The 12,945-nt window shown below is 66.2% G+C and carries 12 protein-coding genes and 1 pseudogene; 8 read left to right on the top strand and 5 right to left on the bottom strand.

Annotated elements, in window-relative coordinates; all coding sequences use genetic code 11:
* Positions 1-48 precede the first annotated feature (48 nt).
* The 4 genes from metK to DM806_RS20980 are packed head-to-tail and all read right to left on the bottom strand — an operon-like array spanning position 49 to position 4,034.
* On the bottom strand, positions 49-1,254 hold the full coding sequence (gene metK / locus DM806_RS20995; protein WP_179045104.1) for a methionine adenosyltransferase: 1,206 nt from the start codon (positions 1,252-1,254) through the stop codon (positions 49-51).
* A gap of 57 nt (positions 1,255-1,311) precedes the next feature.
* Positions 1,312-2,859 (bottom strand): apolipoprotein N-acyltransferase, encoded by a 1,548-nt coding sequence (gene lnt, locus DM806_RS20990; RefSeq protein ID WP_179045103.1) that lies wholly within the window; start codon positions 2,857-2,859, stop codon positions 1,312-1,314.
* 9 nt (positions 2,860-2,868) lie between these two features.
* Positions 2,869-3,504, bottom strand: a complete 636-nt coding sequence (locus tag DM806_RS20985) for a YqaA family protein (RefSeq protein WP_179045102.1) — start codon at positions 3,502-3,504, stop codon at positions 2,869-2,871.
* An 11-nt stretch (positions 3,505-3,515) separates the two neighbouring features.
* Positions 3,516-4,034 (bottom strand): GNAT family N-acetyltransferase, encoded by a 519-nt coding sequence (locus DM806_RS20980; protein ID WP_179045101.1) that lies wholly within the window; start codon positions 4,032-4,034, stop codon positions 3,516-3,518.
* 147 nt (positions 4,035-4,181) lie between these two features.
* Between DM806_RS20980 and DM806_RS20975 the strand changes: the two genes are divergently transcribed.
* The 6 genes from DM806_RS20975 (at position 4,182) to DM806_RS20950 (ending at position 9,114) form a co-directional block, all read left to right on the top strand.
* On the top strand, positions 4,182-4,940 hold the full coding sequence (locus DM806_RS20975) for a hypothetical protein (protein ID WP_179045100.1): 759 nt from the start codon (positions 4,182-4,184) through the stop codon (positions 4,938-4,940).
* 76 nt (positions 4,941-5,016) lie between these two features.
* A complete protein-coding gene (locus DM806_RS20970) occupies positions 5,017-5,607 on the top strand; it encodes a DJ-1/PfpI family protein (RefSeq protein WP_179045099.1) in 591 nt (196 codons plus the stop codon).
* Between the two features lie 791 nt (positions 5,608-6,398).
* Positions 6,399-7,043, top strand: a complete 645-nt coding sequence (locus DM806_RS20965) for a glutathione S-transferase family protein (protein WP_179045098.1) — start codon at positions 6,399-6,401, stop codon at positions 7,041-7,043.
* 296 nt (positions 7,044-7,339) lie between these two features.
* On the top strand, positions 7,340-7,873 hold the full coding sequence (locus DM806_RS20960; protein ID WP_179045097.1) for a hypothetical protein: 534 nt from the start codon (positions 7,340-7,342) through the stop codon (positions 7,871-7,873).
* Between the two features lie 92 nt (positions 7,874-7,965).
* Complete coding sequence (locus DM806_RS20955; protein WP_179045096.1) at positions 7,966-8,256, top strand: hypothetical protein; 291 nt, start codon at positions 7,966-7,968, stop codon at positions 8,254-8,256.
* Positions 8,257-8,562: 306 nt separating this feature from the next.
* Positions 8,563-9,114: a hypothetical protein gene (locus DM806_RS20950; RefSeq protein WP_256869420.1), complete on the top strand. Its 552-nt coding sequence runs from the start codon at positions 8,563-8,565 to the stop codon at positions 9,112-9,114.
* Positions 9,115-9,175: 61 nt separating this feature from the next.
* Here DM806_RS20950 and DM806_RS20945 read toward each other — a convergent pair whose 3' ends face one another.
* A complete protein-coding gene (locus tag DM806_RS20945) occupies positions 9,176-9,880 on the bottom strand; it encodes a hypothetical protein (protein WP_179045095.1) in 705 nt (234 codons plus the stop codon).
* Between the two features lie 174 nt (positions 9,881-10,054).
* Here DM806_RS20945 and DM806_RS20940 point away from each other — a divergent pair, with 174 nt between their 5' ends.
* Both DM806_RS20940 and DM806_RS20935 read left to right on the top strand, forming a co-directional pair.
* Positions 10,055-11,377: a M28 family peptidase gene (locus DM806_RS20940; protein WP_179045094.1), complete on the top strand. Its 1,323-nt coding sequence runs from the start codon at positions 10,055-10,057 to the stop codon at positions 11,375-11,377.
* 231 nt (positions 11,378-11,608) lie between these two features.
* Positions 11,609-12,917, top strand: a pseudogene (locus DM806_RS20935) (DNA-packaging protein).
* Positions 12,918-12,945 lie beyond the last annotated feature (28 nt).

Genomic DNA, 12,945 nt, shown 5'->3' with positions numbered 1-12,945 from the left:
AGGGCGCGGGGATGAACCCGCGCCCTTTTTATTTTTCGATGCTGCTGCTTACAGCGCAGCCTTCAGCTTTTCGACCAGGTCGGTCTTCTCCCAGGGGAAGAAGTCGCCTTCGGGCTTGCGGCCGAAATGGCCATAGGCGGCGGTCGGCTGGTAGATCGGCTTGTTGAGGCCAAGATGCGTGCGGATGCCGCGCGGGGTCAGGCCGCCCAGTTCCGAAATGCCCTTGATCGCATCCTCGATCTTGTCGTCGCCGACGGTGCCGGTGCCGTGCGTGTCGACATAGAGCGACAGCGGCTCGGCCACGCCGATCGCATAGGCGATCTGGATGGTGCAGCGCTGGGCAAGGCCGGCGGCGACCACATTCTTGGCGAGGTAGCGGGTGATATAGGCGGCCGAACGGTCGACCTTGGTCGGATCCTTGCCGCTGAACGCGCCGCCGCCATGGGGCGAGGCGCCGCCATAGGTGTCGACGATGATCTTGCGGCCGGTCAGGCCGGCGTCGCCGTCGGGGCCGCCGATTTCGAAGCTGCCGGTCGGGTTGATGTGATAGACGGTTTCGTCCGAGAGCAGGTCGGCCGGGATCACCTTGGCCACCACGCCCTTCACATAGGCCTTCAGCTCGGCTTCCTTCTCACCCTCGTCATAGCCCTTGGCATGCTGGGTGGAGACGACGATGGCGGTGCAGGCGACCGGCGTGCTGCCTTCGTAGCGGAGCGTCACCTGGCTCTTGGCGTCCGGCTCCAGGAAGGGCGCGACCTTGGAATGGCGGTCGGCCGCCATGGTTTCCAGGATCTTGTGGCTGTAATAGAGTGTCGCGGGCATCAGGTCGGGCGTGTCGTTGGCGGCATAGCCGAACATGATGCCCTGGTCGCCTGCGCCTTCATCCTTGTTGCCGCTGGCGTCGACGCCCTGCGCGATGTGCGCGGACTGGGCGTGCAGGTTGTTTTCGAAGCGGAAGCTTTCCCAGTGGAAGCCTTCCTGCTCATAGCCGATGCGCTTTACGGTTTCGCGGACGGTCTTTTCGATTTCTTCCTGAGCGCCCGGCGCCCATTCGTCATTTTCGAACACGCCCTTGCAGCGGATTTCGCCGGCGAGGACGACGAGCTGGGTCGTGGTCAGCGTTTCGCAGGCGATGCGGGCTTCGGGATCCTTGGAAAGGAACAGGTCGACGATGGCGTCGGAAATCTGGTCCGCAACCTTGTCGGGATGGCCTTCGGAAACGGATTCCGAGGTGAAGAGATAGTTGGTACGCATAGGACTCCCGTAAGACGCTTGGGCGAATAGCGATATAAAGAAATGTTTATGTGCCTATTAGCTTTTGCCGCGGCGCAAGGCAATGGCCAGCCCGAGGAGCAAAATGATGAGGCCGAGGGCAGCCCAGTTACCGACAATGGCGAAGACCGTAGGAGGTAGGGCGGAAGGCAGGCCCCCGTCGAGATAGCCGGCGCGGTTGAGACCGAGCGCGCGCACGACCCGACCGCGCGCGTCGATGATCGCCGACACGCCGGTGGGGGTGGAGCGGATGATCGGCACGCCTTCCTCCAGTGCGCGCAGGCGCGCCTGCGCCAGATGCTGGACCGGACCCCAGCTGCCGAACCAGGCGTCGTTCGAGGGATTGAAGAGGAAGGCCGGGCGATTCTTCGCATCGATGACATGGCCGGAGAAGATGATCTCGTAGCAGATCTGGACGCCCATCTTCAGCTCCGGGCGGCCGAGCGTGGCGGGCAGCGTCAGGCTCCGGGCGCCGGGGCCGGGCCAGAAGTCGGCATCGCCAGGGACGAGGCGGGACAGGCCGATGGGTTCCAGGATGTTCCGCATCGGCAGATATTCGCCATAGGGAACGAGATGGGACTTGTCGTAACGGCCCGCGAGGGTCGCTTTGGGTGTCACGATCCAGACGCTGTTGTTGGCGCCGGCAAGCTTGTTCACCAGCGCGCCGTCCTGCTCGACCGGCTTGAAATAGACCTTGTCGCCGCCGGTCAGCAGCAGGTCGCCGGGGCCGAGCAGGCCGGCGAGGCGCGCGCGCCAGTCGGGTTCGAGGTCGAGATAGGCCGGAATGGCGGCTTCGGGCCAGAAGATGAGGCGCGGCGCCGGGCGGGGCTGGCCGGACAGGGTCCGCAGCTTGTTGAAATTGCGATATTCCGCCTCGACCGAATATTTCTCGTCCTGGCCGATATTGGGCTGGACCACGCGGATGCGCGGCGCGCCTTCGGGCGTCGCGGGCGCGGGGGCGAGATGGCCCCATAGCGCGAACAGCAGCAGCGGGGCGAGCAGCGCGATGGCGGGGCGGAACTGGCGGCGAGCGGCAAGCAGGATCGCGCCGGCGGCGAGGATGGCGAGCGCGCCGAGGCCGTAGGTGCCGATGATGGTCGCGGCGATCGCGGCGCCGGTCGGCAACAGGGTGACGCCGAGCGGGTTCCAGGCAAAGCCGGTGAAGAGGGTCGCGCGCAGATATTCGGCGGCGATCCATGTGGCGGCGAAGAAGAGGAGGAGGGATAGGGGCTTCCCGCCGATGCGCCGGTTCAGCCACCACGCCGCCAAGGTCGCAAGGCCCGGATAGACGGCGAGATAGAGCGACAGGAGCAGCACCGCGCCATAGCCGAACCAGTGCGGCATGCTGTCCTGGAAGGTGAAGGCGTGGGCGATCCAGTTGAGGCCCAGGGTGAAATGGCCGACGCCGAACAGCCAGCCGCGGGCGAAGGCGGCGCGGCGGTCGGGCGCGCGCTCGATCAGGAGTATCAGCAGCGCGAGGCAGGCGAGGGCGACGGGCCACAGCCTGAGCGGCTCGAAGCCGGTGGCGGACAGGAAGCCCGCCAGGAGCGCCGCGACCTTGGGGTGGCGGGCAAAGGCGTTCTGCATGGCGGCCTGTCAGCGAATCGTGGCCATGGTGGCGCCCGAGCATTTGTCGCTCTTCGCGCCGCCGCCGCTCAGCATCGATGCGGCGATGAAGCCGCCGACCAGCAGCACGAGGAAGAGGGCGGACAGGAGGGCGAGATATTTCTCGATGAACGCCTTGATCGGGCGGCCGAATTTCCAGAACAGGAAGCCCACCAGCATGAACTGGAAGGCGCGGCTCACTATGCTGGCCCAGAGGAAGGTGAAGAGCGACAATCCGATGAAGCCCGCCGTGATGGTGATGAGCTTGAAGGGGATGGGCGTCGCGCCCTTGATGAGGATGATCTCCGCGCCATAGTCGCGCAGATAGCAGGCCGCGACCGGGAATTTGGCGGCGAGGCCGAGGGCGTGCAGGATCTGCTGCCCGACCGTTTCATAGAGGAAGTGGCCGATGGCATAGCCCAGCATGCCGCCCAGCACCGAGGCGAGGGTGCAGATCAGGCCGAAGCGCAGCGCGCGCTCCGGCCGGGCCAGGCACATCAGCCCCAGCAGCGGGTGCGGCGGGATCGGGAAGAAGCTCGATTCCATGAAGGAAATGGCGAAGAGCCAGCGTTCGGCGTGGCGGTGCGCGGCCTTGGCCAGCGTCCATTGATAGAGCTTGGTGAGCATCGGCGCCGGGCCTAGCCGAGATGCACGGACGCCGCCAGCGCTTTTGCCAGAACGACCATTTCGAGCGGCGGGTCGAGCGGGATCGGAAAAGGACGCTTTTCGGCGGTGAGGACGTAGCCGCGCCGCTGATAATAAGCGATGAGTTCGGCGCGGCGGTCGATGACGGTCATTTCCATCGCGGTGGCGCCGAACAGGCGGGCGGCATGATCCTCCGCCGCGGCGATCAGCCGGCGGCCCAGGCCATCGGCCTGGCGCGCAGGATCGATGCAGAGCAGGCCGAGATAAGCGGTGCGTTCGCCCCTGTCGCTGATCTGGACGCAGCCGATCGGCGCGCCATTCTCGACGGCGACGAGCAGCCGGTCCGCCGGGCTGGCGAGGATCGCCGCCAGCGTGGCGAGATCGGTGCGCGGGCCGGCAAGCAGGTCGGATTCGAAGGTCCAGCCCGCCCGCGCCGCATCGCCGCGATAGGCGCGCTCGATGACGGGATGGAGCAGGGGCAGGTCGGCGGCGGTCGCGAGGCGGATGTCCATGGGGATGGGCTGTAGCGGCGTGGAGGCGGATGCGCCACATGCCTGACGGCACGGCTCGATTGCGCCACAGACCCGCCGGCACGGCGTTGACTGTCCGGTGCCGTCTGGGCATGACCCGTTTCCTTGATTTCTGTTCGGCCGGCGCATTTGACTTTTTCTTCGATTTCCTGGGCAAAAGTGCGGCAGCGTGCAGGTGGCGTGCTGTTCGCGCTGGTGCTGAACCTGTTGCTGTTGCTGGCGCTTTTCACCCTGTCGCCGGGTTTCCAGCCGCCCAGGGAGGATCAGCGCCTGCCCGTCACCTTCGACGTCGAAGCCGGTCCGAAGGCGGAAAAGGAGCAGGCCAAGGCCGAGAAGACGGAAAAGCGCGAGCAGGACAAGGCCAGCCCGAAGAAGCAGGCGGAGCCGGTGGTGCGGCCGCCCATTCCGGTGGAGAAGCCCGCCGAGCAGCCGCCATCGCCCTTCCCCTTCCTGACGCTGAACCGCGAGCAGATGGCGTCGGCCGATATCGGCGCCATGCCCAAGGCGGCGCAGGGCGCAGGCGACGGCAAGGGCGACAGCGCGGCGGTGCAGGGGCCGGGCGAAGGGCCGGGCGGGGTGCAACTGTTCGAGGCGGAATGGTATCGGCGGCCGACCCATGCCGAGCTGTCCACCTATCTGCCCGCCAATGCGCCGGCGCAGGGCTATGGCCTGGTCGCGTGCAAGACGGTCGACCATTATCATGTCGAAAATTGCCAGATGCTGGGCGAATCCCCGCTGGGGTCGGGCTTTGCCAAGGCGGTGCGGCTGGCGGCCTGGCAGTTCCTGGTGCTGCCGCCGCGCGTCAACGGCAAGGTTATGGTGGGCAGCTGGGTCCGCATCCGCATCGACTATACGCGCACCACCGTGCCGGCGGAGGCCGGGCGGTAGCCAATCCGGCGCAAGCGGATCGCACGGCAGGGCGGATCGGCGGGTAGGACGCATCGCTTCCATGGGAGAATAAGCGATGCGGATTGCGATATTGAGCTTTGACGGCTTCAACGAACTGGACAGTTTCGTCGCGCTGGCGCTGCTCAACCGGGTGAAGGGCTGGCGGGCCGGGATTTGCGGGCCGGGGGAGACGCTGACGTCGATGAACGGCGTGCGGGTCGCGGTGCAGCAAGGCATTGATTATATTGAAGAGGCTGATGCGGTTCTGGTCGGCAGCGGGGTGCGGACGCGCGAAGTCGTTACGGATACGAAACTGATGACGCGGTTGCGGCTGGACCCGGCGCGGCAGATTATCGGAGCGCAATGTTCGGGCGCGCTGGTGCTGGCGAAGCGGGGGCTGCTGGGCGAGGCGCCGGTGTGCACCGATGTCACCAGCAAACCCTGGGTGGTGGAGGCCGGGGCGCGGGTGATCGACGCGCCTTTCCATGCGACAGGCAATGTCGCGACGGCGGGCGGCTGCATGGCGGCGCACTATCTGGCGGCCTGGACGATCGCGCGCGGGGCGGGAGCGGCAGAGGCGCGCGCGGTGATCGACTATGTCGCGCCAGTGGGCGAGAAGGAGGAGACGGTCGAGCGGGTGATGGGCGTGGTCGGGCGGTTTCTGTGAGGGTGGGACGCGGCTGGTTGCAGGCACCCATGTCCGTTCGGCCCTTCGACAGGCTCAGGGCAAACGGAGGTTTGCGTCTGGAAGCGACCAGAAGCGGAAATTCAATTGCAAATAAACCTGTTCTAGAACCGGACTAAGCAGGATTTCGCTCCGGCCCATATAAGGGGTCGGGAATAGTCCACACAGAAGGCAAATCTGAAAAGTTTCCCCACAGGCTCCACGCTCCGTTAGCTGCATCAAACGATGCTAGTCCCCATTGGGGTGGGTCAGGCCAGCCAAACCAATCCCGATCAATCAAAAACAAGATTTCGTTGCCAAACTCGGCAACGAATCCCGTTCCCATCTTTCGCGCCCAATCATGGTCGTCTCCGAGTGCGGATATGGCTGGCCAGTCGTTTAAGCCCGCGCGCCGCCAAGTAAGCGGCCAGCTTGCGCGTTCGCGATACCCCTTCTTCATAGAACGAGATCGCAAAAAGCCCGCCTTCCATGGGTTTGATTCCCAAAACATTTGTGATTGGGCCTCTCGTGTCCGGTTCGCCTCCTTTATGCGCCGAAAGCCGACAGACCGCAAACCACCCATCCCGGTCGCTCTGCTTCCTGCCTTGTCGCTACGGCATGCGCTGCGCGATGGGGAGGCCGGTCCGGGAGGATGGGGGCTCGCGCCGATAGTTGCAATTCGAGACTGGACTGGCATGATGGGCCTGCCCGACCGTCGGTCGTCGCTTTTTCGCGATCGTTCGGATCGCCGGATGGCACGTCCGGCGCGACATCGTTTCAGGAGGAGAAACATCATGATCATCCATGGCGCCCGGCCGTCGCCCTTCGTGCGCAAGGTCATCGTCTTTGCCGCGGAGAAGGGGATCGCGATCGAGGTGAAGCCGGCGGGGTTCGGGCGGGGCGATCCGGCGTTCATGCGGGCGTCGCCCTTCGGCAAGATGCCGGCGCTGGAGGATGGCGATTTCCTGATCAGCGATTCGACCGCGATTATAACCTATATGGATGCCCTGCTGCCCGCGCCGAACCTGATCCCGACCGAGCCGAAGGCGCGGGCGCGGACGATCTGGTATGAGGAGTTTGGCGACACCATCGCGCAGGCGGCGGGCGCGCAGCTCTTCTTCAACCGGGTGGTGGGCAAGGCGCTGAAGCTGCCGCACGATCCGGCGCTGGCCGATGTGGCGGAGGCGGAAAAGATGCCGCCGCTCTATGATTATCTGGAAAGCGTGCTGCCCGATAGCGGATGGCTGGTGGAGGATCGCTTCACCCTGGCGGATATCGCCGCGGCCTGTCCGCTGATCAACGTCTGCTATTGTTCCGGGGGGCTGACGGCGGAACGCTGGCCGCGGGTCGCGGCGTGGCTGGACCGGGTGCGGGCGCGGCCGAGCTTTGCCGAAGCGCTGGCGCAGGAAGCGGCAGTCCTGGCTAAAATGGCAGCATGAAATAACCTATCTGGAACATTTCCCTTGACATCGTCACGCTCCTGTGGCAGACATGTGGATATTGGGAAAATGTGAGTCGCCACGGTGGCGGTGCAAGGGCTGGTCCTGTTCGGGGCCGGCCCTTTTGCTGTCCGGGCCGGTTCGGGCATGGGGGGCGGAGGGGCGGCGGCTCAGAGCATGATCCGATCAGATTGAATCAGATCATGCTCTGAAGGTCTTTTGTTTTCCGCATTTTGCGAGCCGTTAGCTGTTCCAGCTAACTTCAAAATGCTTTTGGGGCGTCGACGGAGGGGGGCATGGCAGAGGGGAAGAAGCGCGGGCCGCTGGTGGCGCAGCGGCAGAAGGCGGGCGGCACGGTGCGGACCCAGTTGCGCAAGGCGCGCGGGGACGGCTGGACCAGGGCGGACGTGACGGCTTTCATGGCGGTGCTGGCCGAGACGTGCAATGCGAGCGAGGCGGCGCGCGCCGTCGGCAAGTGCCGGGCGGGCGCCTATGACCGCAAGGCGCGCGATCCCGATTTTGCGCGGGCGTGGGATGCCGCGCTCGATCAGGGCTATGCCGAGATCGAGATGATGCTGATGCGTGCCGCGCTGTTCGGCAGCGAGAGCGAGGAAGTGGTGACGGACGGCGAGGGGGCGGTGAAGACGCGCAAGGTCAAGCGCGCGCCCAGCCTGACGCTGGGCCTGCAATTGTGGCAGCGCTATCGCGACCGGGTGGCGAAGATCCGGGCCGAGGCGGGCGTCGAGCGCCCCGACAGCGCCGATGCCGTCGAGCGGGTGCGCGGCGTGCTGGAGGAAATAAGGCGACGGCGGGCGGTGGCGGGCGAGTAAGTGCCGGTCGAGGCAGGTTCGGATCTGCATGCCGGCATTTCATCCTGTGAAAACAGCAGTTTGACGGCAGGCCGGTAGATCGGCGCGACTTGATGGGCATTAACCATGATCTGCGCCGGAACGGACCCTGTGCCTGGCATCTTTACTCCGACATGACGTTGGAAAGCATGATTTTACAGCGCCTTGGCGCGGGGCCGGTCCAGACTTTGGGCCTTGACGAGGCACATGGGGACGATCTGGCGCTGACGCTGAAATTCATGGTGGCGCGGCGGCAGATCTGCATGAAGGCGGGCTGGGTGTCGCTTTACTGGCATCGACATATGATCGCGCCCGCGTCCGTCCCGGTGCGGCGGGCGATCATGGTGCAGCCGGTGGCGGGCTGACCCCTGCGGCGCGCAGGCCCCGATATGGAAAAGAACCCCCGGCAGGCGCCGGGGGTCGAGGTTCAGGGGGAGTGTCAGCGGCGGCAGAGGGGGATCCGCAGAGGAGTGCCGCTGACAAGAAACGGGATAGCGGCCCTATGCTTCCCGCAGATGTCAGATTTGTAGCGCAGTCTTGAGCGGGGCGGCGGGCTTCATGTCGCTACGGCTTTTGTAACAAAGCGTTGCGGCTCAAGGCGTTGGCGCGATCCTGTTTGACGGAAATCATCAGTAGCGATACGCTACCTATGTCTGTTGAAGGAGTCCGTGATGCGTCTGGCTTATCTTCTTCCTCTTTCTTTCCTGGTCGCTGCGCCGGTGGCCGCGCAAGTCGCTGCAGTCAGGCAGGGCAATTTCGGCAACCCGTCGAAATTCAGTTCGTGGAACAGCGCGCCGGTTGGCGGTTGGGGGGCTGATGCCGGCAATTTTGGCGTCGCCAGGCTGGATTCGAACAAGCTGGGGCAGGCGCAACGGCTGGTGGCGGAGGGCCGCTATGCCGAGGCCGATCCGCTCCTGAACGAACTGATTGGCCGGACGAGCAGCCGGCATGTCCGCTTCCTGAAAGGGCTGGCGGCGCTGGGGTTGGGTGATCCTGCGACCGCGCGGCGCTTCTTCGAGCGAGCGCTGCCCGGCGGCGGGCGCGTCGGTAGTGCCGGTGTGATGTCGGGGCTGGCGCTGGCGGAGATCCGGCTGGGCAATGCGGGCGCGGCACGCGCCATATTGAACAACCTGCGCTATCAGCAGGCAAAATGCCGCAGCGATTGCGACCGGGCCGGGGCGCTGAAGCAGGCGGTGTCGATGGTCGAGCGGGAATTGACCTGAACCGGTTGGAAGATGTGGCTTGAAAGGCCGGTGCGATGAGGATCGCACCGGCCTTTTTGCGTCAATTGCTTGCGGTGATTTCCAGCGACGGGTCGACCAGCGAGGTCTTGGTCGGGGCTGGCGTCGCCGGCGTCGATGCGGGCGCGACGGCGGGTGTGACCGGCGCGGCGGGCATTGCGGCAACCGGGGCGGCCGGGGCTGCAGCGGCGAAGGCGACGCTCACATCTTCGTCGAGGAAGGCGGTGACGGGCGCGCCGAGCGGGATTTTCGCGCTGGTCCCGGTGGTGAAGAAGCCGGCGATGGGGACCAGGGCGATGGCGGCGACGACGCCGGCGGTGCCGGTGACGCCCTTGTCATCGAAGGTGCCGGTCAGGCGGATCTGGTTGCCGTTGGCGCGGACATAGAGGATGCGGCCGGTGATATGGCCGGACTTGCCCCACATGCCCTTGTTGCGGACGTCGGTGACTTCGCCCACGACCGGGCTGCCGAGCGGGATCACGGTCTGGCCGTTCAGCGTGACCGCTTCGGCCACTTCGAGCTGGACGCGCTGGCCGACGCGCAGCTTCTTGCCTTCGGTGGTGAGCGGTTCGGCGGTCTTGAGCGAGATTTGCGTGCCGGCGCGCAGGACGTTGCCGGCGGGCGTCGCGAGAATGGTGGCGACCGGCGCGGCGGGCGCGGTCGAGACCTTGGTCGAGACCTGGGCATGGATGGATGGCGCGCAGGCGCAGGCAATCACGCCGAGAACGGCGCTGGAAATGGACTTCATTGGTACCCCCCAAAATGACTCGGCTCCCCCCGGAGCCAAGGCGTGCGGTGGTGCTATCGGGCGGGGAAGTCGTCAAGCGGTAAATATTTGATCGATATTGGTCTTTGACTGGATGGAGGCTGGTGGTGCGGGAGTGCTTTACAGTCGTGTCCCAGGCGATATGAGTTTGCTCCCATGAAGACAATCATCCTGCTCGCCGCCGCTTCGGCCCTGACCACCCCTGTCCTGACTATTCCGGCCGTCGCGCAGACGAAGGCGCCCGATCCGGCGCGGTTGAAGACGACCGTCGAAAAGCTGGTGAGTTTCGGGACGCGGCATACCCTGTCTTCGGCGACCGACCCCAAGCGCGGGATCGGCGCGGCGCGCAAATGGGGGGCGGGTGAGTTCGAGAAGATCGGCAAGGGGTGCGGCGGGTGCCTGAGCGTCGAGACGATTGCGGATCGCTTCACCGGACCGCGCGCGCCCGACGGCGTCGAGGTGGTCGATGTGCTGGCGATCCAGAAGGGGACGGGTGATCCAAACCAGGTGGTGATCGTCGCGGGACATATCGACAGCCGCGTGACCGACGTCATGAACATCACGAGCGATGCGCCGGGCGCGAACGACAATGCGTCGGGCACGGCGCTGGTCATCGAGGCGGCGCGGGTGCTGGCGGGCGAAAAGTTCGACGGAACGATCGTCTATGCCTTGCTGTCGGGCGAGGAACAGGGGCTGTGGGGCGGCAAGCTGCTGGCCGATACGGCGAAGAAGCGCGGCTGGCAGGTGCGGGCGATGCTGAACAACGATATTGTCGGCAACACGCTCGGCCAGAACGGGCAGATCGTGGCGGACCGGGTGCGGGTCTTTTCCGAAGGCATCCGCTTTGCCGAGGACGCCAAGGCGAACCTGACGCGGCGGGCGATCGGCGGCGAGGATGACGGGCCGTCGCGCGCGCTGGCCAAGAAGATCGACGGCATATCGGAGGCCAATCCGCAGATCGGGCTGGACGTATTCGCGGTGCGACGCTTCGATCGCTTCGGCCGGGGCGGGGACCATTCGCCCTTCCTGGAGCTGGGCTTTCCCGCCGTGCGCTTTTCGGTCGGGATCGAGAATTATGACCGGCAGCATCAGGATCTGCGGGCCGAGAATGGCCGGGTCTATGGCGACACGGTCGAGGGGATGGACTTTCCCTATCTGGCGAAGGTGACGGCGCTGAACGTCGCGACGTTGCGGGAACTGGCGGCGGCTCCGGCGGCCCCGGCGAGCGTGTCGCTGGACGGCGCGCTGTCGATGGATACGCGGGTGTTCTGGGATTCGGTGCCGGGCGCCGCAGCCTATCGCATCTACTGGCGGCGGGCGGACGAGCAGAGATGGTCGAACAGCCGCATCGTCATCGGCGCGACCGAATATGGGCTGAAGGATGTGGTGGTGGACGACCATTTCATCGGCGTGTCGGCGTTGACGAAAAATGGGGCGGAAAGCATCGTGACCTTTGGCGGGATGGCGCCGCGGAAATAACCGATCTTCAGCCCAGGCGGGCCTGCAAAGCGCGATTTCCTGCGCTCCGGTGCTCACGTGCATTTGAGCACGCTGCGCTCCGTTGCTCGGCAATCACGCTTTTCGGCTCCGCCTGAACTGAACCTCGGTCATTTCCGGGGCGCGTATTCAGGGTGCGGAGACGCGGAGAGTTTTGGGGAGGCCGCCTGTTTTGGCGGCCTTTTTCTTTGGGTCGAGCCGTTGGAGGGAGCGATGCAGCTTTCGAATATGGAATGGCTTGCCGGAGTGGATGGGCGCGCGCAGGGGGCGATCCTGAAGCGACTGGACGCCGGGACGGCCGAGCGGCTGGCGCAGGAATGGGCGTTTCTGGCGCGGCCGGCGCAGCTGGCGCCGGCGGGCGACTGGCGCATCTGGCTGATGATGGCGGGGCGTGGGTTCGGCAAGACGCGCGCCGGGGCGGAATGGGTGCGCGGGATCGCCGAGGCTGATCCGGCGGCGCGGATCGCTCTGGTGGGCGCGACATTGGGCGAGGCGCGCAGCGTGATGGTGGAGGGGGCGTCGGGGCTGCTCTCCGTCGCGCCATGGTGGGCGCGGCCGGTCTATGCCCCGGCGCTGCGCAAGCTGACCTGGCCCAATGGCGCGGAGGCGCGACTGTTCGGTGCGGCCGAGCCGGAATCCCTGCGCGGGCCGCAGTTCAGCCATGGCTGGGCCGACGAGATCGCCAAATGGGCAGGGGGCGAGGCGGCCTGGCATAATCTGATGATGGGGATGAGGTTAGGTGCCGCGCGTGCTGGCGACGACGACGCCGCGGCCGGTGCCGCTGGTGCGGGCGCTGGTGGGGCGCGAGGCTGGCGATGTCGTGGTGACGCGGGGGCGGACGGCGGAGAATGCGGGCAATCTGGCGCCCGGCTTCGTGGCGGCGATGGCGGAAAGCTATGGCGGCACGCGGCTGGGGCGGCAGGAGCTGGACGGCGAGCTGATCGAGGAGGTGGAGGGTGCGCTCTGGACGCGTGATCTGATCGAGGCGTGCCGGGTGCGGCATGTGCCGGGGATGTTGGCGCGGGTGGTGGTGGCGGTCGATCCGCCCGCTTCGGCAGGCGGCGATGCGTGCGGCATCGTCGTTGCGGGGCTGGGCGGCGACGGGCGCGGCTATGTGATTGCCGATGCCAGTGTCGAGGGGATGCGGCCCGAAGGCTGGGCGCGCGCGGTCGCGGCGGCGGCGATGGTGCATGGCGCGGACCGGGTTGTCGCGGAGGCCAATAATGGCGGCGCGATGGTGGAAAGCGTGCTGCGCGCGGCGGAGGAGAAGATGCCGGTGAAGCTGGTCCATGCCTCGCGCGGCAAGTCTGCGCGCGCGGAACCGGTGGCGGCGCTGTATGAAGCGGGACGGGTGGCGCATCGCGGCGCCTTCCCCGAGCTGGAGGACCAGATGTGCGGCTTGCTGGCGGGCGGCGGCTATGTCGGGCCGGGGCGATCGCCCGATCGGGCCGATGCGCTGGTGTGGGCGTTGAGCGAACTGATGCTGGCGAAGAGGGGCGAGGCGCGGATCAGGGAGATGTGAGGCGGGGATTGCGACCATCGGCCTGCGG

Origin of the sequence: Sphingobium lactosutens, from assembly GCF_013393185.1 — a bacterium.
Classification (GTDB): Bacteria; Pseudomonadota; Alphaproteobacteria; order Sphingomonadales; family Sphingomonadaceae; genus Sphingobium; species Sphingobium lactosutens_A.
Note: the sequence above shows the minus strand (reverse complement) of the source record. Positions and strands in the feature narration are given on the sequence as shown.